General features: G+C 59.9%; 24 protein-coding genes and 3 pseudogenes. 19 read left to right on the top strand and 8 right to left on the bottom strand.

Annotation, left to right across the window (positions count from 1 at the left end; genetic code table 11):
* Nucleotides 1–71: 71 nt before the first annotated feature.
* Nucleotides 72–305 carry a hypothetical protein gene (locus tag Q5701_RS17305; protein ID WP_306752227.1) on the bottom strand — a complete coding sequence of 78 codons (234 nt, stop codon included), beginning with the start codon at nt 303–305 and terminating at the stop codon, nt 72–74.
* A 193-nt stretch (nt 306–498) separates the two neighbouring features.
* Between Q5701_RS17305 and Q5701_RS17300 the strand changes: the two genes are divergently transcribed.
* Nucleotides 499–1,347: an outer membrane protein gene (locus Q5701_RS17300; RefSeq protein WP_306752226.1), complete on the top strand. Its 849-nt coding sequence runs from the start codon at nt 499–501 to the stop codon at nt 1,345–1,347.
* 51 nt (nt 1,348–1,398) lie between these two features.
* Here Q5701_RS17300 and Q5701_RS17295 read toward each other — a convergent pair.
* Nucleotides 1,399–1,700, bottom strand: a pseudogene (locus Q5701_RS17295) (transposase); the annotation flags it as partial.
* 101 nt (nt 1,701–1,801) lie between these two features.
* Here Q5701_RS17295 and Q5701_RS17290 point away from each other — a divergent pair.
* The 3 genes from Q5701_RS17290 (at nt 1,802) to Q5701_RS17280 (ending at nt 3,907) form a co-directional block, all read left to right on the top strand.
* Entirely contained in the window at nt 1,802–2,545 is a 744-nt protein-coding gene (locus tag Q5701_RS17290) for a WHG domain-containing protein (RefSeq protein ID WP_507185108.1), read from the top strand.
* A 295-nt stretch (nt 2,546–2,840) separates the two neighbouring features.
* Nucleotides 2,841–3,113, top strand: coding sequence for a hypothetical protein (locus Q5701_RS17285; RefSeq protein WP_306752224.1), 273 nt, complete (start codon nt 2,841–2,843; stop codon nt 3,111–3,113).
* A gap of 149 nt (nt 3,114–3,262) precedes the next feature.
* On the top strand, nt 3,263–3,907 hold the full coding sequence (locus Q5701_RS17280) for a VPLPA-CTERM sorting domain-containing protein (protein ID WP_306752223.1): 645 nt from the start codon (nt 3,263–3,265) through the stop codon (nt 3,905–3,907).
* 84 nt (nt 3,908–3,991) lie between these two features.
* Here the strand turns inward: Q5701_RS17280 and Q5701_RS17275 are convergent, their stop codons facing one another.
* Nucleotides 3,992–4,174 carry a CsbD family protein gene (locus Q5701_RS17275; RefSeq protein ID WP_306752222.1) on the bottom strand — a complete coding sequence of 61 codons (183 nt, stop codon included), beginning with the start codon at nt 4,172–4,174 and terminating at the stop codon, nt 3,992–3,994.
* A 111-nt stretch (nt 4,175–4,285) separates the two neighbouring features.
* Here Q5701_RS17275 and Q5701_RS17270 point away from each other — a divergent pair, with 111 nt between their 5' ends.
* Nucleotides 4,286–4,504 (top strand): BrnA antitoxin family protein, encoded by a 219-nt coding sequence (locus Q5701_RS17270; protein WP_306752221.1) that lies wholly within the window; start codon nt 4,286–4,288, stop codon nt 4,502–4,504.
* A 243-nt stretch (nt 4,505–4,747) separates the two neighbouring features.
* On the opposite strand, the gene Q5701_RS17265 is transcribed toward Q5701_RS17270, so the two are convergent.
* On the bottom strand, nt 4,748–5,605 hold the full coding sequence (locus Q5701_RS17265) for a Coenzyme F420 hydrogenase/dehydrogenase, beta subunit C-terminal domain (protein ID WP_306752220.1): 858 nt from the start codon (nt 5,603–5,605) through the stop codon (nt 4,748–4,750).
* A gap of 86 nt (nt 5,606–5,691) precedes the next feature.
* Between Q5701_RS17265 and Q5701_RS17260 the strand changes: the two genes are divergently transcribed.
* The 3 genes and pseudogenes from Q5701_RS17260 (at nt 5,692) to Q5701_RS17250 (ending at nt 7,987) form a co-directional block, all read left to right on the top strand.
* Nucleotides 5,692–6,312 carry a glycosyltransferase family 9 protein gene (locus Q5701_RS17260; protein WP_306752219.1) on the top strand — a complete coding sequence of 207 codons (621 nt, stop codon included), beginning with the start codon at nt 5,692–5,694 and terminating at the stop codon, nt 6,310–6,312.
* Between the two features lie 2 nt (nt 6,313–6,314).
* Nucleotides 6,315–7,359: pseudogene (locus Q5701_RS17255) on the top strand (IS5 family transposase).
* 190 nt (nt 7,360–7,549) lie between these two features.
* On the top strand, nt 7,550–7,987 hold the full coding sequence (locus tag Q5701_RS17250) for a hypothetical protein (RefSeq protein ID WP_306752218.1): 438 nt from the start codon (nt 7,550–7,552) through the stop codon (nt 7,985–7,987).
* Nucleotides 7,988–8,300: 313 nt separating this feature from the next.
* On the opposite strand, the gene Q5701_RS17245 is transcribed toward Q5701_RS17250, so the two are convergent.
* Entirely contained in the window at nt 8,301–8,549 is a 249-nt protein-coding gene (locus tag Q5701_RS17245) for a hypothetical protein (protein ID WP_306752217.1), read from the bottom strand.
* Nucleotides 8,550–9,096: 547 nt separating this feature from the next.
* Between Q5701_RS17245 and Q5701_RS17240 the strand changes: the two genes are divergently transcribed.
* The 4 genes and pseudogenes from Q5701_RS17240 to Q5701_RS17225 all read left to right on the top strand — a co-directional run.
* Nucleotides 9,097–9,414 carry a hypothetical protein gene (locus Q5701_RS17240; protein ID WP_306752216.1) on the top strand — a complete coding sequence of 106 codons (318 nt, stop codon included), beginning with the start codon at nt 9,097–9,099 and terminating at the stop codon, nt 9,412–9,414.
* A gap of 7 nt (nt 9,415–9,421) precedes the next feature.
* Nucleotides 9,422–9,823, top strand: a complete 402-nt coding sequence (locus Q5701_RS17235) for an SET domain-containing protein-lysine N-methyltransferase (RefSeq protein ID WP_306752215.1) — start codon at nt 9,422–9,424, stop codon at nt 9,821–9,823.
* Complete coding sequence (locus Q5701_RS17230) at nt 9,823–12,099, top strand: putative bifunctional diguanylate cyclase/phosphodiesterase (protein ID WP_306752214.1); 2,277 nt, start codon at nt 9,823–9,825, stop codon at nt 12,097–12,099. Before Q5701_RS17235 ends, Q5701_RS17230 begins: the two co-directional genes overlap by 1 nt.
* Before the next feature lie 142 nt (nt 12,100–12,241).
* A pseudogene (locus Q5701_RS17225) lies at nt 12,242–12,490 on the top strand (transposase); the annotation flags it as partial.
* A 110-nt stretch (nt 12,491–12,600) separates the two neighbouring features.
* On the opposite strand, the gene Q5701_RS17220 reads toward Q5701_RS17225, so the two are convergent.
* From Q5701_RS17220 to Q5701_RS17210, 3 genes are all read right to left on the bottom strand, one after another.
* Nucleotides 12,601–12,840: a hypothetical protein gene (locus Q5701_RS17220; RefSeq protein ID WP_306752213.1), complete on the bottom strand. Its 240-nt coding sequence runs from the start codon at nt 12,838–12,840 to the stop codon at nt 12,601–12,603.
* Between the two features lie 251 nt (nt 12,841–13,091).
* Nucleotides 13,092–13,538 (bottom strand): hypothetical protein, encoded by a 447-nt coding sequence (locus Q5701_RS17215; RefSeq protein WP_306752212.1) that lies wholly within the window; start codon nt 13,536–13,538, stop codon nt 13,092–13,094.
* A 75-nt stretch (nt 13,539–13,613) separates the two neighbouring features.
* Nucleotides 13,614–14,732, bottom strand: a complete 1,119-nt coding sequence (locus Q5701_RS17210) for a 3-hydroxyacyl-CoA dehydrogenase (protein ID WP_306752211.1) — start codon at nt 14,730–14,732, stop codon at nt 13,614–13,616.
* A gap of 245 nt (nt 14,733–14,977) precedes the next feature.
* On the opposite strand from Q5701_RS17210, the gene Q5701_RS17205 reads away from it, so the two are divergent.
* The 7 genes from Q5701_RS17205 to Q5701_RS17175 are packed head-to-tail and all read left to right on the top strand — an operon-like array spanning nt 14,978 to nt 21,233.
* Nucleotides 14,978–17,263: a bifunctional salicylyl-CoA 5-hydroxylase/oxidoreductase gene (locus Q5701_RS17205; protein WP_306752210.1), complete on the top strand. Its 2,286-nt coding sequence runs from the start codon at nt 14,978–14,980 to the stop codon at nt 17,261–17,263.
* Nucleotides 17,260–17,997: an SDR family NAD(P)-dependent oxidoreductase gene (locus Q5701_RS17200; protein WP_306752209.1), complete on the top strand. Its 738-nt coding sequence runs from the start codon at nt 17,260–17,262 to the stop codon at nt 17,995–17,997. Before Q5701_RS17205 ends, Q5701_RS17200 begins: the two co-directional genes overlap by 4 nt.
* Nucleotides 17,994–18,425 (top strand): MarR family winged helix-turn-helix transcriptional regulator, encoded by a 432-nt coding sequence (locus tag Q5701_RS17195; protein ID WP_306752208.1) that lies wholly within the window; start codon nt 17,994–17,996, stop codon nt 18,423–18,425. The genes Q5701_RS17200 and Q5701_RS17195 overlap by 4 nt, the downstream gene beginning before the upstream one ends.
* Nucleotides 18,422–19,249, top strand: a complete 828-nt coding sequence (locus Q5701_RS17190) for an enoyl-CoA hydratase family protein (protein WP_306752207.1) — start codon at nt 18,422–18,424, stop codon at nt 19,247–19,249. The genes Q5701_RS17195 and Q5701_RS17190 overlap by 4 nt, the downstream gene beginning before the upstream one ends.
* Before the next feature lie 43 nt (nt 19,250–19,292).
* Nucleotides 19,293–20,429 carry an acyl-CoA dehydrogenase family protein gene (locus Q5701_RS17185; protein WP_306752206.1) on the top strand — a complete coding sequence of 379 codons (1,137 nt, stop codon included), beginning with the start codon at nt 19,293–19,295 and terminating at the stop codon, nt 20,427–20,429.
* Nucleotides 20,426–20,845: an acyl-CoA thioesterase gene (locus tag Q5701_RS17180; RefSeq protein WP_306752205.1), complete on the top strand. Its 420-nt coding sequence runs from the start codon at nt 20,426–20,428 to the stop codon at nt 20,843–20,845. Before Q5701_RS17185 ends, Q5701_RS17180 begins: the two co-directional genes overlap by 4 nt.
* Entirely contained in the window at nt 20,835–21,233 is a 399-nt protein-coding gene (locus tag Q5701_RS17175) for a RidA family protein (RefSeq protein WP_306752204.1), read from the top strand. The genes Q5701_RS17180 and Q5701_RS17175 overlap by 11 nt, the downstream gene beginning before the upstream one ends.
* The last annotated feature ends 18 nt before the right edge of the window (nt 21,234–21,251 follow it).

Genomic DNA, 21,251 nt, shown 5'->3' with positions numbered 1-21,251 from the left:
GTTTATACGCTCTAGTATATACATTCATTATCCCGCTTGGCAAGATGGAAGCAGGTGACAGGGATCTGCGGTCAGCTGATGATGCCCACGGCAAGCTCGGCCCAGATCAACAGAACCGTCGCAAGCACGGCCAAGACAAGAACCGCTCGCCAGAAGCGATGACGTGTCGTTCTCAGGATTACTTCCCACCCGAGCCCAAGGCTGCCGATCAGCAGGGCGGCAAAGAGGAAATCGAAGACGCCCCAGTTCACCTGATTAGCGACGGAGGTGGGCAACAAAGGCAAGAGGACCAGCAACGCCGCCAAACTCCAAACAGGTAATAGCCCGCCTCAAAGATATGCTGAATCCCAGTATCTTGCGATACCTCATGTCCTGAGCCGAATGCTTGCGATCAGGATCCAGGGCCTTGAGCTTTCCAGCGATACCATGGCCGCCGCGATCAGGCCGTCGAGGGTTCGCCTTCAATCCGGGCCGGCGCCATGGACCGTATGATCGTCCATGTCCGCAGCCTTTCTTCTTTCCGGCCACGCGACCGTCGCGCGAGAATGCGGGATGGCGCTGCTGCGATCAAGTGGCGCCCAAGCGGAAATCTCGCTCTATTTCAGTCCGCTGCGCCCTTGCAAATTGGTTAACAGATTGATCGCAGGTGGTGTAAAATCAACTCCGGGCGATGAACACGGAAAGGAGGGGACCATGAGACAGGCACCTATGAGCGCAGCATTTGCGATTGCCGCACTGGCCGGGAGCGCCGGGTTGGCGTCGGCTCAGGCATTTTCGCTGGAGAACGGCTACATCAAGGGCTTCGGAGGCGCGACCTGGCCGTCAGACCTGGATACGACGCTCTTCGAGGAAGGGGAGCAGATCGCCCTTCCAAGCTTCGACCATGACACGGGCTACACCCTGGGCATTGCGGTCGGCGCCACTGTCATGCCGAACCTCGCGGTCGAACTTGAATACGCCTATCGCAAGGCCGACTTCACCGTCAGGGACCGGCTCGAGGGCGACCGGACCGACGGCGATACCTCGTCCAAATCCCTCATGGTCAACGCGCTCTACATGTTCGACAGCATGGGTCCGACGGGGGCGGTCCAGCCCTATCTCGGCGCCGGCATCGGCGCGGCCAATGTGGAAAAGAGCGCCGGCGGCCAGGATTTCGACGGTGACGGGCTGCTTGCCTACCAGTTGATCGGCGGCGTGGGCTACAAGGTGAACCCAAACATGAGCCTTTTTGCCGAGGGACGCTGGTTCCAGACGGAGTCGGACAGGTTCGAAGGCCCGGCTGACGAGAGCTTCGACGGCAGGTTCAAGACCTTCGACCTGCTTGTCGGCATGAGCTTCGCCTTCTGACGACAACTGACGGACGGGCACTTGGCTGGACTGAAAGCCCGACCTGATGGCTCATGCAAAATCGCAGTCTCTTGCGAGACGCGGTGCCATGAGCCTGATCCTTGCGATCAGGACCAGGCCGTTGAGCTTTCCATCGATTGCTCCAGTCCTTTGCCAACCTGCGGCATTGCCCGAACTGTGCGAATGTCTGCTCGACGACCCGTCGACGCGTCCAGACCTCCCTCTCTTTCGCAGTGTCGGAACGCTTGATGATCTCGGGTGTCCAGTCGCCGCGCCCCTGCGCGTTGCCTTCACCTTATCCCGGCATAGCCGGCCTTGGCAAACACATGGCGTCGCAAAGGGAACCGGTGCCGTGGAAAGTCTTGCTCGGACCACGCTACCGTTAAACCGGCCCATCACAGACCAGTGCTCGATCCTCGCGGTTCAAGCTGACAGGGACAACCGGTCTGGCTTGATGGACAGGAAAGGAAAGATTTCGATTTCTTGTTTTCGCCGCGCGCTTTATGCAAAGCCGCGAAACCTTGCGCGTGATCATTCACTGAACCTTATGGCCATTACCCTTCAGCCCGGACAACACCTGTTGTCGGCCGCCGTTACCGCAGCCAGCCGCCTTGCCGCTGAAACGGGTGAGCCTCCCCGTCTCAAGGCGGTAGCCAAAACTCTGGGGATTAAGAAGGAAACGCTGAAAGCCTTTGTTCCCAACAGGAACTATCTTCTTGGGGCCATGGCCGATACGGCCCTGCTGCGGCTGCTGCACATGATCACCGATCAGATTTGTCGCTGTTCGTCGTCCTCGCCGGTTCTTCAACTGGAAGCCGTGGCCAATGCCTATATCGACTGGGCGCGTCTTTACCCGCACGAGTTCCGCCTTATCGGCCAAATGCCCGCCGCCTTGTTTGAGGTCAATCCGCGCCTTTTGCAGTATGAACAGTCGATCCACGATCTCGTCTTCAAAATCTTCCAACGCGCGCAGGGCGAAGGCTACCTGGCTCCAGAGGAAGATCTGACCATGTTGCGTGCGATCAGCCATACCTATCTCTATGGCGTCATTACCAAGATGATGCTGGGCGATCTGGCCCGGTGGACGCCTGGATTTAGCGATCAAGATGCAGCGCGGGCTGCAATACGGCTGTTCAATGAAAAGTGGTTTAAGGCGGCACCGTATCCGTCAGATGCTCCTCCCCCAAAGGAAGCGTAGAACCGTCTTCTGCATCTGGATGCTTGGCAGATCGCTGATCCGGACACCGAAGCAGCAGCCAGCGGCAGGAAGCAGTCGATCAGCGCGGGACCGCGTTCGCGATCCCTATCCTCAACTCCATTCGCAAAGGGATCAAATAAGAATAGACAAAAATGAGTCTTTTGCACATCATGCACGTACTGATCCTGCCATCCTATTTCGGTGGAAAGCGACGGGTCGGGTAAATTGACGTTCTGAACTGCTCAGTTTTCACAGTCGTCCCGTGGATCGGGCGACACCAAGAGGGCGAGAACAGATGACCAACACGCCTGTCAGCTATTTGAGCGACAATCAGGTTGCCATCCAAGGCGGCAAGACTTCCGGCCAAGACACCATCAACGCACATCTTTACTGGTGGGTAAGCACCTGCCTTGCTCACGGTGAGCAGCATCTCGACACGATGGTCGTAACTGCGCCGGACGGCCTGAAACTGGCGTTTGGCTGCTATGACGCGATGGCAGATGAGATCGAGATGACGGTTCAACGCATCTGGACAGACATTGCGATAAAGAGGCTGCGGAAGGCTTGATTGTCTGCGGGGCCGGTGTGCTTCGGCTTGCGACCATTGGCCCTGTGCCCTTGCCATTTTTCCGCCCATGACGCGCTTATGGCGCGGCCTTCGGAGGTGAGAGAGGTTCCGAAAACACGAATGACGACTATCCGGGATGCCTGCCCAAGTTGACCAATAAGACAATAGACGGTGCCATCGGCAAAAGCGTAGATACGTCCTGCCTGGTTCAACCAGAGCGCGATTCTGACAGTCACCTTGTTTGCCTCCCCAAAGGGGCCTTTCCCGAGTTCGAGTTTGCCATGAAATCTCTTCTTGCCGCCGCCATTTTCTCTTTCGCCTCCCTTGCCGGGGTGGCTTCGGCCGCGACCGTCAATGCCGTTCAGATGAAACAGAATGATTGGATCGTCTTCGATTTTGCCCGTGAGCAAGGGGCATTCAAGATCACGCCGGGAAGCACCGACGGATCCTTCTCCTACAGCTATGGCTTTTCGGATACGCTCTGCCCGCAGTCCTGGGCCTGCATGCCCCAGGCCCGCGCGTTCAACACTGTCTATGCGAATGACGGCGGTGATTTTGGCTATGGCTGGAACCCTCAATCGTTCGGCGGCGTGCGCAGCGACACGATCCTGACCGGCGCAAAGACCAGCCTTTTCATGTTCTTCCGCGTCACCTCGGGAAGTGCATCGGTCTCACAGATGATTGCTGATGCGCCAACCGATCCGGCGCCGGTTCCGCTGCCTGCGGCAGGGTTTCTGATGATGGCAGGGCTGGGCGCGCTGAGCATCTTGCGCAAGCGCCAGAAGGCAAGCTGACTGCGCGGCCAAAGCCCTCTTTGTCGCCTGGTATGAAAAAGGCCCGCGTGCTGCGGGCCTTTCCCTTATCCTGCTACGTCGGGATCAGATCTCGTTGCCGAGCTTGCCCTTGATGGTGCCAGACACATCCTGGGCCGTGCCCTTGGCCTTCTGAGCCTCACCTTCGGTTTCCAGGCGAGGATTGTTGGTGGCCTCGCCAATGCCGTCCTTGATGCTGCCTGCGATCTTGTTGCCTGCAGCCTTGGTCTTATCGGTCAGTTCGCCCATGAGAGAACCTCCTTCTCAATGCGTTCCCTGTAGAAACGCTGCCAAGACCCGCATCGTTCCCACCTTAGGGATATGGCAGGGTGCCCGTGACGTCCGCCACCACCACGGGCTTTGCTGTCTGCAGGGAAGCAGGCCCAGGGCATCAGACGTTGCTTCTGCCAACCTGGCCGCTGGCAGCGACGTCGGTATTCCGGGGCGATAGCGGAGAGCGACGGTTGGATCACCGTATCCCCGTGTTTGGCCCGGGACATCATGGCCCGGTTCAAGGCGAGTGGGCCAGGTCGGCAAACCCGAATGAACAACGCCTTGCGCGATGCTGCTGGCCCTTGATTCAGGGAAATGTCTCCAGCCGAGCGGCAGGAACTCGGAAACACAACACAGGTGCCGCTCGGCTGATAGAACAGGGTATGCCGGAAGATGACCTTTGCGGCAACTTGTCCAAATGGACAACCGAAGGTTGTCATGAAGGATCTGCAATATTCGTTTTTTGGTAAACGAGCTGTTCCTGTTTTCGGACAAGGCAAGCGCACCGCGCCTGCATATGGCCTATCCGGCAAGCCAGTTCACAAGCCGCTAGGGCAGGCGGGTGCCATTGCGCCGCCATGTTGCTATCCGCTCGATCCGGTCGAACAACGGGGCAAGCCTGCCGCGGCAGTAGGTCAAGCCTTCATAGACCACATAGACCTGCCTTGCCCAACCGACATAGATCTGCGGGCGGCCGGTTGCCGCGGCCAGCCGTGCCATCCGGTGAGAGCCGCGGCTGATCGCGGCGCGGGTGCGATAGACCAGCCTCCTGCGCCACCCGATCCCTGCCGCCGATGGCGCGACACGCTTGATCGGACGGATGCCCCGCCTGGCCCAGGTCAGGCGATAGGCCAGTCCCTCGCGACGCTGGCGGAAGCCTGCGGCCTGCGTGGCTGCCACGAAATCGGCATCGACCGGCTCAAGCCCCAGCCAACCATCGGCCCTCGCCTCATCGATAAGACGCTGGATCAGGGGCGCGCGGACCACCACCACATTGGTGCCCCGTCCGTCCGAGGAATAGGGTTCCACCCAGGCGTCGCCAAAGCTGACATCGGCCGTTTCCGCCACCACGTCGTCGCAGAAATTGCAGGCAGAGTTCTGAAAGAATCCCGCGCCCCAATCGCCATCTGCCAGATGGAACCATTCGTTCTGCACGGTGCTGCCGTCGTCCAGCGTCAGATGCGCGGTGTACCAGTTCGCCGGGCGATTGGCGTCCTTCAGCCGGTATTCGACCGCGCGCACCCGATCGTGGTCCGCGCCCAACTGCCAGGCGAAACTTTCGACGAAACGCGCGCTTTTCATGTGTCCGCAGAACAGGCCCAGCATATGCGTGATCCGTTCCTCCAACACCGGGTCCTGCGCGCGGGCCAAGTGGACGGCCTTGATGAAGCAGGGGATGCCCACCACCGCATAGCGGCCGGGCGAGGCACGGACCTGATCCAGAACGGCCGCCAGATGGACGGGACGGCATCGACCGGCTGGTCCCTTTCGACGTGGCCCGTCCCCTGCCGCCGCAGGATTGCGACATCGAGATCATGGAACTGCCGCTTGCTTTGCGCGCCTGCCCGTCCGATGCGCCCATGCCTGCCTTGGACGTTACCGTGCCCGCCCGGCTGCCGCCCGGCACGGTTGCGCTGTGCTGGGCCACGGGCGAATGGGATGCCGGGCGGTCCGTGCCCGAGGCCATGTTTGCGCCCTTCTGCACAGGCCCGGCGCTGTCCCTGATGCCACGGCCGACCGCGCTGCCGGTTCTGAACCCAGACGGCTGCCCGCTGGATATCCTGCAAACCGCGCAGCTTGTTGCCGGATCGGCGCTTGTCGTCACAGTGGATACAATGATCGCCCACCTGGCCGGGATCCTGCAACGGCCAGTGTGGCTGCTGGCCCAGCACGACCCGGACTGGCGCTGGCCCACCGCGGCCACATCCACCCCCTGGTATCCAACAATGCACGTCTGGCGTCAGTCCGCTCCGGGCGATTGGACGAGCGTAATCGACAGGGTAGGCGCGGCATTGGACCGCCTGCTCCGGGTTCAGACTACAGGGCACCTCGAAAAATTGCCCGGCGCGTGTTGCTGCGGTATGAACGGGGGTGATCGGCTGCTTGGGGCGTAACGATGGCACAGATGGGTTTCTTCGATCTTTCGGACCGCTATGCGAGCTTGGACGCCAAGAAGGACCCCTTGGTCGAGATTGACACCGTTGTGCCGTGGGAGGAGTTCCGCCCGACGCTGGAGCGGGTTTGGCGCAAGCCAGATGCGGAGCGGAAGTCACGTGCCGGGCGCAAGCCTATGGACGCCGTGCTGATGTTCAAGACACTGGTCCTGGGCGCGCTCTACAACCTGTCCGACGACCAGATCGAGTATCCGGTGCGCGACCGGCTGTCGGCCAGGACGGTTCCTTGGTCTGGGGCTGGAGGACCGGGTGCCCGATGCCAAGACCGTCTGGCTTTATCGCGAGGGGCTGGCGCAGGCAGGCTTGGTCGAGGCGCTGTTCAAGCAGTTCGACGGCTATCTTGCGCGGCAGGGCTACATCGCGCGGGGCGGACAGATCCTGGATGCCTCCATCGTGCCGGTGCCGAAGAACCACAATACGCGGGATGAAAACCGGGCGATCAAGAACGGCGAGGCGCCCGAGGATTGGGCGAACAAGCCCGCCAAGCGCAGCCAGAAGGACGTTGATGCCCGCTGGACCAAGAAGCAGGGGAAATCCCACTATGGCTACAAGAACCATGTGAACATGGACAGGAAGCACAAGCTGGTAAGACGTTACCATGTCAGCGATGCCGCCCTGCATGACAGTCAAGCGGTGGACCACCTGCTGACGCGGGGCAATACCGGCGCGGGTGTCTGGGCTGATCCGGCCTATCGGTCCGAGGAGATGGAAGCCAAGCTGCGCGGCATGAAGCTGAGGAGCCACATCCACCGCAAGGGCAAGCGCGGCAAGCCGCTGACCGAACAGGCCAAGAGCAGCAACCGGACCAAATCCACGGTGCGTGCCCGGGTCGAGCATGTCTTCGGCGCGCAGACCAACGACATGGGCGGCACGCTGGTGCGCACGATCGGCTTGGTGCGGGCGAAGGCGAAGATCGGGATGAAGAACCTCGCTTACAACATGCGCCGCTTCGGCCAGCTGAGCCGCCTGAACCCGTGCCCGGGCTAACCCAGGGGCGCGGAAATCAAGTCGTGCGGCACGAAACGCCGCCCGCGACAGGGAAAGCATCAAAGACCCCGTAGCGCACAAGGGCACTGACGGGCGGCATCACGACCATTTCAAGCCGCCAAGCCCGCGACCCGCGACCCGCGACCGGAAAATGTCAAAAATCGAGGTGCCCTACAGAAAGTGGATAAACATGACCTCCAAGTTCCGTCCTGCGCCGCTTGCGCCCGTGTCCTGGGGCGAGCTTCTGGACAAGATCACCATCCTGGAAATCAAGGCCACCCGCATCCCCGACCCTGCCGCTCGCGCCAATGTGAACCGCGAGCTTGTCTTGCTGCGCAATGTTGCAGCGCCTGTCCTGCCGCAGCCAGACCTTGCGGCCTTGGTCAATGGCCTACGCTGTGTGAACCTGGAGTTGTGGCAGATCGAAGACGACATCCGCGCCAAGGAGGCTGCTGTCCAATTCGATGTGGAATTCATTGCGCTGGCACGCTCGGTGTATCTGACGAACGACAAAAGGGCCGCGCTGAAGCGTGACATCAACGCCCTGCTGCGGTCCGAACTGATCGAGGAGAAATACCACGTGACAACCCAGGCAGGTGAGGCGCGCATTGCGGATCAGGATCGCTGATAAGGGGAGACAAGGTGCTGTTCGCAATTCCTGCTCCTGAATTGCAAAGCCGCGGCATTCCGCTTCCCATAATGTTCGCTTCAGACATCCCCAAAAGTGCCTGTTAGGATAAGACCGTCGAAAAACCGTTCCAAACTTCGTGTACAACGACACAACTGCATTGATGCAAAAATGAAATCTTGAACTAATTACCGGAAGCCCTGCATAAGACACCTCGTTAACCACGTCGTTATGCACGTGCCTTAGCCGATCAGTCCAAACTCAGGCAGGCGGTGGAAATCTGGCGGTGACTCTTGGTAGGAAAAAATGATCCTCAATCGATAGACTTGAGGCGAAGTTTTTCTTGGGCGCTAAGGCATTTGTCTCCTCCAGAATGGTCTCTAAGTTCCAGATACATGGCTTCCAATTCACAAATCTGGCGCTCAATTTTCCATAATGTTTTCGCAGTTTCTGCTTGGGAAAGATTCAGAGAGCGGAGGTTTGCTCGGCAGAGCATTAATGTCGTACCCGCAGCAGAAAGATTAGCATGAAAGGCCTCATAGGGTGTGACACAATTGCTCATAGGTCCTCCGCTTACACGTCTTGAATGTACAATAATCTAGTTACTGAAAGGTTAACGGAAACCATCAAGATATGAAATTTCCATGAGCCGAGCGAGGCTGCCATGCCTCGATAAGGTTTAGCAACCGTCTTTATCAGGGCCCTTTCCGTTGAGATGGGGCGAGGAGGCCGCTCGCAACGCATGTGGAGGATGCGTTGTCTCCCAGCGGTATGGCTCCGGCGCTGCGGTGAGGTGTGGGTCCGTGACTGCAATCCTGGAGTCCTGCAACGCCAGCAGCACAGTATCTCCGCCATCATTTCCGCAAGGTCGGGTGTAGCACCCCACATCGGCGCTACGTCAGCCCGATGCCCCCCGTCTGCTCACATATATGCGGACACAGATCGATCTCGCCGCAGGCAGACCTCAAGGAGCAGTGAAACCATGCCGGCACACGTCACAACTGGTCGCCTTCGTAGAGCGGTGGCTTTAACTTCATATTAACTTTGATGTGCTGAACTTAATGTCAGTAAAGATCTGAAATTTCGGATCCCGAATCAGGCGAACCCATATGAATCAGATTGTTATTATCACAGCAATAACTGTAGCAACAATTATCGGTGACTACGTGTTGAAGCTTGCATCTGACAAGGAACATTTCCTATCGCCACAGCTCTTTGCCGGCTTGATTCTTTACGCCTTACCAGCATTTGGCTGGATGCACCTGATGAAGACCCAATCATTGGCACAAATCGGCATCATTTATAGCACAGGCACCATCCTCGCGCTTTTCTTGATGAGTCTTCTTATCTTCCGCGAAACCCTGTCTGTTCGCGACTGCGTTGCAGGTTTTTTCGCGTTGTGCGCCATTCTTGTCTACAAGGACTGACAGGCTGATGCTTCTTATCCCGCACTACATCGCCCAAAGCGACATCCATGGGATGGGAGTTTTTTCTGCAATCGATCTCCGCCGCGGCGATCTCATATGGCGTTATAACTCTCAGCGGGATCTCGTCATCACCCTCGACGACTTCAGGAACCTGACTTTCCAAAGAAGAAACGATGTAATCAATCACGCTCAGTGGTACCCGAACCAAAAGCACTTCGTGCTCGGATGTGACGGTGATTACTTCATGAATCACGCGGATGACGCAACGCTAAGCGATCATGGCCATACAATGGCGGCCGCTCGAAATATAAAAAAGGGGACTGAACTCACCTGTGATTATCGTGTGGTTCAGGTACTGGGATTTCAACCTTATCGGGATCCTAGATTGGTTTTAGACGAGTACATGTAATGACTTCACAGCCAAAACCTTACCATTTGCCGAGACAGATTCTATTTTTCATGCTAATTGGCGTGCTCATTTGTGCCGGAAGCGTTCTTTATACTTTCCAGCAGATCGCCTCTCGCCTTGATGCGGGCGCTGCCTCTAACAGCCAAGAGAGGGTTAAAGAAGGTTTGGCTTCTCTCCAGACCCACGTGCGCCTATTCTCTAAAGACTACAACAACTGGACCGATGTCTATGCCGCTGCATGGCGCGGTGATATCGCATTTATCGCAAACAACTATGGCATAACGGCCAACCAAGGAGAAATTTTTGAGCTTGCCTTGATGTTTGGTGGGCCTTTTAAACGCCCCATATCATGGATTGAAAATGGCAGCCGTAGCCCAGGCGGGCTGATTTTTTCTGCCGAGACCGTAGCCTTTGCGCTAATGGCTCTAGAGGCGCAAGATCAGACTCGGCCATCTGTAGACTTCTTCGCTGTAGAAGGCGGGCGAGCGGTAATAGTAACGGCCTCTTACTTGCTTCCGGACCCCGATCAAGCTGTTACCCGCGAAACCATTAAGGCGGCTGCAGTAACGATGATTGGCCGCCATCTTTCAGGCCGAGACTTGGCTATCATAGAGCAGGACGCGGGCATTAGTGACCTCCAGATTACTCCTAACCCAAAGCCAGGCTACCTCACGATACCGCTGCCGGATATCACTGGTAGTAATACCCTGTATCTCACGTGGAAAGCTGCTCAGCCTGGCAGTGCTTTGATAGGACAACTGGCTCCTGTCATAGCAATCGTTGCTACAGCCTTTGTGGCACTAGCTGCTCTGGCAACCTGGCTAGTTCACAAAAACGCGCGACAACTCATCCTGCGTGAGGTGGAAGCTAGAGAGCTCGCTCGGACTGATGCCCTTACTAGTTTGCCAAACCGGCTGTCGTTCAATGAAGCGGTCCAGAAGGAGCCAACAGACATGACGGGGGAGTTTGCACTCGTCATGATGGACCTTGACCGGCTCAAGCAGACCAACGACGTATTTGGGCATGCTGTCGGCGACTGCATCCTTCGTGACTTCTCGGAGAGGCTTCAGCGGTGTGCAGATCCCTCGACCTTCGTTTCACGCCTTGGGGGGGATGAGTTTTGCGCCATCGTGCGCGGCTCTGGAGCTGCGGAGCGAGCACAGGCATTCCTCGCAATCCTTGAAATGCGCTGCTCCAAGCCGGTGAAAGTTCGTGGGGAGAGCGTTCATCTTAGCTTCTCGGCAGGCATCGCTACGCATGTTCGTGGCGAACACGTCGAGGAAACGCTCCGAAAGGCTGATTTGGCGCTTCGGCGTGGAAAATCGGCGTTGGACGAGCGTGTAGGGGTTTATGACATCGACATGGATCTTGCGGACAAATCGACCCTCCTTCTCGAGCAGGCGCTACGTGGGGCTCTTCGCAATCCCGATGAGTTCTGTGTTGTTTATCAACCAATCATGCCTGCGAATGGCAAAGGGCTGTTGCGAGTAGAGGCTCTTGCCCGCTGGACAAACCCCGTCCTTGGTCCTGTAGGCCCTGACCAGTTCATTCGCGTTGCCGAGCGAACAGGGCTGATCTCAGAACTAGGGTGGATTATTATTGACAAGGTGCTCGCGGATCTCGCAACCACTCAGGCCGTTTGCGCGAGCATCAATGTCTCACCACTTCAGCTCATGAAGCCGGACTTTGTGTCAGACTTCCTCCTGCGTCTTGAACGCACAAGTGTAGCAACTGACAGAGTTGAAATCGAACTTACAGAAAATGTCATGATCCGCAATCAGCAAGCAATCCTTGACCGAATAAAAGAAATCCGATTGGCTGGTATTAAGGTTGCTCTTGATGATTTCGGAACAGGTTTCTCAGCGATCAGCTACCTGACTGCAACTGAATTTGACTCTATAAAGATTGATGGAAGCCTACTTCGATCTGCTAGTCAAAGTCAGAGTCGAAAGAACTTTTTTAACTCGGTAGTTTCTTTAAGCCGTGCGGTTTGTGGAAATGTTGTGGTTGAAGGCATAGAGACATCGGAGCAGGCGCAGATGGCAGAAAGTTCTGGAGCAGACGCATTCCAAGGATATCTTTATGGATTGCCTTCTGCCTTCAATATGCTATGCGAACTGTGGTCGCCGCCAAATTTAATAAATAAGGAGGCTATTGAAGATGGAGATGAAAGGGTTACTGATCTTTCGCAATGGCGTGAGGCGTGTTTTCAAGGCATTCCTAGGATACCAAACCTTCCTCACATCCTGCATCCAGCAGGTTCTAAGAGCGTCTAAAAAAACCGCTGCTCCTGCGTTGAAGGACCATGAGCAAGCCCCTTGTATCTGATGATCTATGTGCTCTGCCCCCTGAAAACTGGACCGTTTGAAACTGGAGTTTTCGGCTAACCTTCCTTGGCTGGGAGAGGAGCTGAAGACGATGAAGGCATCGAAGTTCACCGAGGCCCAGAAGGCGTTCATCCTGAAGCAAGGCGAGGAAGGCACACCGGTTGCGGAGATCTGCCGCAAGGCCGGGATCAGCCAGGCGACCTCCTTCAACTGGAAGAAACGGTATGGCGGGTTGCTGCCTGACGAGATGCGCCGATTGAAGGCGCTTGAAGACGAGAACAGCCAGCTGAAGAAGATCGTGGCGGACCTGACGCTCGACCGGGAAATGATGCAGGATGTGACCTCGGCGTAGCCTTACGATGAAGAGGCTGCACAACATACTCATCCCGTAACCCTCGCAAGAGGCCGCCAGACTCAGGGTGCATCCGGGATCTTGGTAGAGGACAGCCGCTAAACGGCGCCCACGAACTGGACGTCATTGCAGGCTTTGAGCGGTACGATAATACCGGCCTTCATGCGGTTTTTTAATTCGTCAAGTTCCACCATAAGCATCTCGATTTGCCACTCGGCGTCGTTGAGCTCTTCGTGGGAAAGTGCAAAGTGGTCTGCATGCGCTCTACACAACATGATCGTAGTATGGGCTGGTGTCAGATATTCGTTTAATGTCTTGGCATTCATTGTTCGGCGCATTGCTTGTCCTTGACCATCACTTGTGTGTCGATTGTAAAAAAAATGGCAGGAAGGTATGAAGAATCCGTGAACCCGCTGCAAGGAAAGCAGAAAAATTCTGAGAAGCTATTCTTCTCATACTTATCGTAAGCTTTCTGTTGCCTCATGATATTAATTTCCACTCAAAACTGAGCCGGCTCTCCTTTCAGCGTTAACCGCCTCAAGCATCGAAGCTCAGCGGCGGAGCAGCAACCGATCATGGATGGGATGTATTAGAGGTCGAGATCGAAGTCTTTGCGGCGCAGTTCGTGCTGCGATGTTTCACGGCTGTACTCGCGCGCAAGGAGCCGTTCCCTGGCCAGCTCGGCCTGCCGCCGGGACAGACCGATGCTTTCGTGGCTTTCCGCTGCGGCCACCAGGGCACGGGCAATCTCGCGCCGCTGTCCAGCCTCGGGGAAGTCGAGCGCCAGCGCCCGATCATCGCCAGTTGCGATCTGCTCCATGACCGTCTCGCCGTAGCGCCCCTTCAGATCCCGGGCGAAGCGCTCGGCGTGGTCCTCCCCCTCGAATTCCACCCGGCGGTGCTGGCGATGCACCCGGGCCAGCGTCTCGAGCGTCCGCACCAGGCGGTCATCCTTGCATTCATGCGTGAAACCATCCCGCAGGAATGGACAAAATTCCGCGACAAGGTCTCCGACAACTTCCGCGTCATAACCCACGAGAACTTTCGGGTTTTGCAGTAGAAGCGGTATAACTAATCGGCTTGCGAATAAAGTTGCAGACATAGGCAGCGGTCATGCTTCCTCGAACAAAGGGGCCGGGCTGTAGCGGCCTTGCAGATGGTATGGAGCGGCGCCGGCCAGTTGGTGCAGTTTGTCCAGCAGGCGGGAACGGCCTCGCGCCGCCAGAATTTCAAACGGGCCATGCGGGAAGTTGAGACCAAGTTTCAGCGCAGTGTCTATGCCCTCCGTGGTTGTGCCGCCCTCGGACAGAAGCCAACCCGCCTCGTTCATCAAGGCGGCCTCGATCCGCAGGGCAATGGCGGCGGCATCCTGCGGCGGTGCGGCGGACGCTTGAGGATGCACAAAGCCCCTGCCAGTCTTGCGACCCAGATCGCCTGACGCGACCTGCCGCTGCAGCGCGTCAAAGACGTGATAGCGCGGATGCCCGTCCATTGCAGCGGCCAGGCTTTCGGTCGCGGCCAGGTTGATGTCCGCCCCCACCAAGTCGATCAACGCGAAGGGTCCCAGCCGATATCCCGCAGCCTGCATAGCCGCGTCGATTTCGGCGGGGCTGCGGCCCTCCTCCAGCAGCGCCAGTGCCTCGCCATAGAAGGGGCGGGCACAGCGGTTGACAATGAAGCCGGGCCGGTCGGGGCAGGCGATGACGGTCTTTCCCGCAGCCTCGGTCACCTGCCGCGCCCGTGCCAACGCATCGGCTGCGGTGCCGGAATGAGCCACCAGTTCCACCAGCTTCATGACAGGTGCGGGATTGAAGAAATGCAGGCCAACCAGCCGTTCAGGCCGTGCAAGTCCTTGGGCTATGCCAGCCACGGACAGCGACGATGTGTTAGTAGCCAGCACCGCATCTGGTGCCATTACCGCCTCGAGCGCCGCGAAGAGGCCCCGTTTCACCTCGATCTTTTCGACGACCGCTTCGATGACAAGGGTGGCAGCGCCCATTGCCCCGGGATCTGGCACGACAGTGATGCGGCCCAGCAGCGCCTCCATCGCCCCTTCGGTCAACTTGCCGGCCTGGACACGGGGCAGCAGGCTGTCGCGCAGGCGGGTCAGCGCCGTGTCGCGCGCGGTCGGAACGGCATCGGTCACCAGAATGTCAAAGCCCGCGGCGGCATAAGTCTGGGCAATGCCAAGACCCATCGTTCCCAAGCCGATAACGGCAAGTGTTGTCATGTTTCCCCAAGCTCCGGCTTTATCCCTGGCTGTCGAGCGGTATCGTGAACCCCGCACCATGATCCGGCCGCGCCCATCGGCGCCTCCCTCGGCATCGGCGCGATACGGCCCGGCGTCGATTCACGGATCATCATCACGGATGCAATCATGGCAGAGCCGAAAGATCCTTCAAGCTTAAAATTTGAAGCTTGAAGTAAAAATGGTTTGGTGGCAGCCTTCTGAAAATTATCGGGGGGAGCCGAGCGATGAAGATCTTGTGCATGGGCGGTGGGCCGGCGGGACTGTATTTCGCCATCTCGATGAAGCTGCGCGACCCATCGCACCAAGTCACCGTGCTGGAGCGCAACAAGGCCAATGACACCTTCGGCTGGGGCGTGGTCCTGTCCGACGACGCACTGGGCCGGATGCAGAAGAACGATCCCGTCAGCACCGAGGCGATCCGCAGCCAGTTCGCCTACTGGGACGACATCGCCGTGATCCATGATGGCGTGCGCACCGTTTCCGGTGGACATGGCTTCGCCGGGGTCGGGCGCAAGCAGATGCTGATCCTTCTGCAGCAGCGCGCCCGCGACCTTGGGGTGGACCTGCAGTTCGAGAGCGAGTTCCGGTCCGTCGAGGAATACCGCAAGGACTATGACCTCGTGGTTGGCTGCGACGGCATCAATTCGATGGTGCGCAAGGAATATGCCGAGATCTTCCAGCCCGACATCGACACTCGCCGCTGCAAGTTCGTCTGGCTGGGCACCCATCAGAAGTTTGACGACGCTTTCACTTTCATCTTCGAGCGGACGGAACATGGCTGGGTCTGGGCGCATGTTTATCAGTTCGACGACAACACCGCGACCTTCATCGTCGAGACCCTGCCCGAGACATGGGAAAAGCTGGGCTTCCCCGACATGACGAAGGAGGAGACCGTCGAGACCTGCCGCAGGATTTTCGAGCGTCATCTGGGCGGCCACGACCTGATGTCGAATGCGGCGCATTTGCGCGGCTCGGCGGTCTGGATGCAGTTTCCGCGGGTGATCTGCGAAAACTGGTATCATGAGAACGTCGTGCTGATGGGCGATGCGGCGGCGACAGGACATTTCTCGATCGGCTCCGGGACGCGGCTGGCCTTTGACAGCGCGATCGCGCTTGCCGAATACCTGCATTCCGAATCGGACATGCAAGCTGCCTTCCAGCGTTATCAGGAAGAGCGCCGTGTCGAGGTGCTGCGCCTGCAATCGGCGGCCCGCAACAGCCTGGAATGGTTCGAGCAGGTCGAGCGCTATCTGCATCTGGACCCGGTGCAGTTCGCCTATTCGCTGCTGACCCGTTCGCAGCGCATCAGCCACGAGAACCTGCGCCTGCGCGATCCCCAATGGCTGGCAGGGGCCGAGGAGTGGTTCCAGACCCGCGCAGGTGGCAAGCCCGGCAGCCGCCCAATGTTCGCGCCGTTCCGCTTGCGCAACATGGAGTTGAAGAACCGCATCGTCATGTCGCCGATGGCGCAATACAAGGCGGTGGACGGATGCCCAACCGACTGGCACCTGATCCATTACGCCGAACGCGCCAAGGGCGGCGCGGCGATGATCTATACCGAGATGACCTGCGTTTCAGCGGAAGGCCGCATCACGCCCGGCTGTCCCGGCCTTTATGCGCCGGAACACGAGGCGGCTTGGAAGCGGCTGGCAGATTTCATCCACGCGGAAACCTCGTGCAAGCTCTGCATCCAGATCGGTCATTCGGGGCGGAAAGGATCGACCTGCGTGCCGTGGGTCGGCGGCATCGACGCGCCCCTGCGCGAGGGGAACTGGGATCTGATGGCGGCAAGCTCCTTGCCCTACAAGCCCGGCAGCGCGGCGCCCAGGGAAATGGACCGCGCCGACATGGACATGGTGCGCGATCAGTTCGTCGCCTCGACTGAAATGGCAGCCCGTGCGGGAGCCGACATGGTCGAGATGCACGCGGCCCACGGCTATCTGCTGGCGACCTTCATCTCGCCCGTGACCAACCGGCGCACGGACGAATACGGCGGCAGCCTGGAGAACCGGATGCGCTATCCGCTCGAGGTGTTCCGGGCCATGCGCGCCGCTTGGCGCGAGGACAAGCCGATGGCGGTGCGCATTTCGGCCAATGACTGGATCGACGGCGGCGTGGACCCCGAGGAGGCCGTCGCAATTGCGAAGATGTTCGCAGAAGCCGGGGCCGACATCATCGACGTGTCCTCGGGCCAGACCGATCCGGCGGAAAAACCGGTCTATGGCCGGATGTTCCAGACTCCTTTCAGCGACCGTATCCGCAACGAAGGGGGGCTGGCGACGATGACGGTCGGCAATATCAGCGACTTTGACCAGGTGAACGGCATCCTGATGGCGGGTCGTGCCGATCTGGTCTGCCTGGCGCGGATGCACCTGGCCGACCCCTACTGGACGCTGCACGCCGCTGTCGAGCAGGATGAGCAGGGCGTGGAATGGCCCGCGCCCTACAAGGGCGGACGCGACCTGCTGTATCGCCTGCGCGAGCGTCAGCAGGAGGCGATCCGGGCATGACACTTTCGGGCAAGCGCGTCCTGATCACCGGCGGCGGCACCGGCGTCGGCGCCGAGCTTGCAGCGGGCTTTGCCGGTGCCGGGGCCGAGGTGGTAATCTGCGGCAGGCGGCCCATGCCCCTGGAAGCGGTGGCCGAACGCACCGGCGCGCGAGCCCTGACGGCGGATGTGACCGATGAAGCCAGCGTTACGGCGCTGTTCGCACAGGCCGGTCCCTGTGACATCGTGATCGCCAATGCCGGTGCCGCGGACAGCGCGCCGTTCGGCCGCACCACGCTGGACCAGTGGAACGCGATGCTGGCGGTGAACCTGACCGGCACCTTTCTGACCTTCCGAGAGGGGCTGGCGCAGATGCCGGGCTGGGGGCGGCTGATCGCCGTTGCCTCGACCGCTGGGCTGAAGGGCTATGGCTATGTGGCACCCTATGCGGCAGCCAAGCATGGCGTTGTGGGTCTGGTGCGCAGCCTTGCGTTGGAGATCGCAAGAAAGCCGCTGACGGTGAACGCGCTTTGTCCCGGCTTTCTGGACACCGACATGACCGACCGTTCTGTCGCCACCATCGTTGCCAAGACTGGGAAAACCCCCGAGGAGGCGCGGGCCGCCCTGACTGCATCCAACCCCCAGAAGCGCCTGATCCAACCCGCCGAAGTCACCGCCGCCGCGCTGTGGCTGTGTGCGCCCGGATCCGAGGGCATCAACGGCCAGGCCATCGCCATCGCGGGTGGCGAGACATGACCGAGGGGTCCAAGCGCCGGCTGAAGCTTTGGATCCGGCTTCTGGGCGTAACGCGCCGGGCCGAAAACGAACTGCGCGAATATCTGCGCGTGACCCATGACACCACGCTGCCGCGCTTTGATGTGATGGCCGCGCTGTATCGCCGCCGCGAGACCATGACGATGAGCGATCTGTCGCGGATGCTGTTGGTGTCCAACGGGAATGCGACGGTGGTGGTAGACAGGCTGGAAAAGGACGGGCTTGCGCGGCGCATCCCGTCTGAGACCGATCGCCGGACCGTCTTCGTAGCCCTGACGCCCGCAGGCGTGGCGGCGTTTGAAAGCCTGGCCGCGGGCCACGAGGCCGAGGTGGCGCGGATCTTCGCGCGACTGGACGACAAGGACGTCGATGTGATGACCGACATCTTGAAAAGGGCAGAGCAAGAATGAGCGAACTGACCAGAACCCGACTTTCGGGCCTGACCCCCCAGCATTTCCTTTGGAAGGTCGAGGACCGCATCGCCACCATCCGGCTGGACCGCCCGGACCGCAAGAATCCGCTGACCTTCGAAAGCTATGCCGAATTGCGCGATACCTTTCGCGCGCTTGCCTATGCCACCGACGTGGACGTGGTGATCTTCGCCTCGAACGGCGGAAACTTCTGCTCGGGCGGGGATGTGCATGACATCATCGGCCCGCTGGTCGGCATGGATATGAAGGATCTTCTGGCCTTCACCCGCATGACCGGCGACCTGGTCAAGGCGATGATCGGCTGCGGCAAGCCGATCATTGCGGCGGTCGAGGGGATTGCCGTGGGGGCCGGGGCGATCATCGCGATGGCATCGGACCTGCGGCTGGCCACGCCGGACGCGAAATGCGCCTTTCTGTTCACTCGTGTCGGCTTGGCCGGCTGCGACATGGGCGCCTGTGCCATGCTGCCGCGCATCATCGGCCAGGGACGGGCGGCGGAACTGCTGTACACCGGCCGGGTGATGGGCGCTGAAGAGGGCGCGGCCTGGGGGTTCTGGAATGCGCTGCACGACGCCAGGGCGCTGGAAGCCGAGGCGCTGAAGCTGGCCCGGCGCATTGCTGACGGCCCGGTCTTTGCGCATGGGATCACCAAGACCCAGTTGAACCAGGAATGGAACATGGGGCTGGAACAGGCCATCGAGGCCGAGGCGCAGGCGCAGGCGATCTGCATGCAGACCCGCGATTTCGAGCGGGCCTATCACGCTTTTGTCGCCAAGGAAAAGCCGGTCTTCGCCGGGGACTGACAGCGCGGGCGTGATGCCCGGCGCCAGGAAAGGATGGAATAGGATGGCGGATCGCAGCTTTCTGGACTGGCCGTTTTTCGAAGCCCGGCACCGCGACCTATCAGCGGCGCTGGAGGAATGGTGCGCGGGTCATCTTCCAGTCGATCACGGCGACGTGGATGCTGCCTGCCGGGGTCTGGTGGCGGCACTGGGCTCCGCGGGCTTCTTGCGCCATTCCGGTGCAGCCGAGGGCGAGCGTCTGGACGTGCGCAGCCTGTGCCTGATCCGCGAAACCTTGGCGCGTCACGACGCCTTGGCGGATTTTGCCTTTGCCATGCAGGGTCTGGGAATGGGCGCCGTGTCGCTGTTCGGCACCCCCGATCAGCGCGAATGGCTGGAAAAGACCCGGGCGGGCCGTGCGATTTCCGCCTTTGCCCTGACCGAACCGGATTCGGGGTCAGATGTCGCCAATACCGCGACGATGGCCGAACGGGTGGATGGCGGCTGGCGGCTGACGGGCGAGAAGACCTATATCTCGAACGGAGGCATTGCCGACCTTTATGTCATCTTCGCCCGCACGGGAGAGGCGCCGGGCGCGCGGGGGCTGTCGGCCTTCCTGATGCCTGCGGACAGCCCGGGCCTGTCCATCGCCGAGCGGATCGAGGTCATCGCGCCCCATCCGCTGGCCCGGCTGAACCTGGACCGCGTGTTCCTGCCCGACAGCGCCCTGATCGGCAAGGCAGGCGAGGGGTTCAAGCTGGCCATGTCCGTGCTCGACGTGTTCCGCCCAACCGTCGGCGCGGCGGCGCTTGGCATGGCGCGGCGCGCCTTGGACGAGGCCTTGGCGCGCGTAAAAAGCCGCCGGATCCAGGACCAGCCCCTTGCCGGTCTGCAGATGGTTCAGGGCCACGTTGCCGACATGGCGCTGAAGGTGGATGCGGCCGCGCTTCTGGTTTACCGCGCCGCCTGGGCCAAGGACATGGGGGCGCCGCGCATCACCCGCGAGGCGGCGATGGCCAAGCTTTACGCCACCGAGTCCGCTCAGGAGGTGATCGATGCCGCCCTGCAACTGCACGGCGGCGACGGCGTGCGCAAGGGATGCCCGGTGGAAAGCCTTTACCGCGACATCCGCGCCCTACGCATCTACGAAGGGGCCAGCGACGTTCAGCGCGTGGTCATCGCCCGGAGCGTGCTGGAATGAGCTATCGCCGCCGCGTCCCAGTCGAATTCAACCATTGCGACCCAGCGGGGATCGTCTTCTATCCCCGTTATTTCGAGATGCTGAATTCCACGATCGAGAATTTCTTCGCTGACGTGCTGGCCTATCCTTTCGCCCGCATCCATGTCGAGGAACACTGCGCCGTTCCTACCGCCCATATCGACGCGACCTTCCGCGCCCCCTCTAGGCTGGGGGACATTCTGGATTTCGTGCTGGAGATCGAGGAGGTGGGACGTTCCAGCGTCCGGCTGGTGCAGCGCGTCGGCGCGGGCGGGCAGGACAGGCTGCAATGCACATCCACCCTGGTCTGGGTGGGCCGCGATGGCCGCGCTGCGCCCTGGCCCGACGTGATCCGCATGAAAATGAAGCAGTTCAAGGAGACGAGCGATGCTGCATGAGGTCTTGCATCCGAAGTCATGGAAAGCAACGCCAGGCTATTCAAACGGGATCGCGGCGACCGGGCGGATGGTGTTCACCGGCGGGGTCATCGGCTGGAACGACCAGCAGGAATTCGAAACTGACGATTTCGGCGAACAGGTCCGCATCGCCCTGCAATCCATCGTCGCCATCCTGGCCGAGGCCGGGGCGCGTCCCGAACATCTGGTGCGGCTGACCTGGTATGTCACCGACAAGCAGGAATACCTGTCCGCGCTGAAGCAGATCGGGCAGGCCTACAAGGACGTGATGGGCCGCCATTATCCCGCCATGGCCCTGGTGCAGGTAGTGGCCCTGGTCGAGGACCGCGCCAAGGTCGAGATCGAGGCAACCGCCGTGATTCCTGCCTGACAGGACAGGCGAACCGCG

Source organism: Paracoccus actinidiae (genome assembly GCF_030863885.1).
Lineage (GTDB): Bacteria > Pseudomonadota > Alphaproteobacteria > Rhodobacterales > Rhodobacteraceae > Paracoccus > Paracoccus everestensis.
The sequence above is the reverse complement of the archived record's forward strand: the minus strand, read 5'-3'. Positions and strand labels throughout refer to the sequence as shown.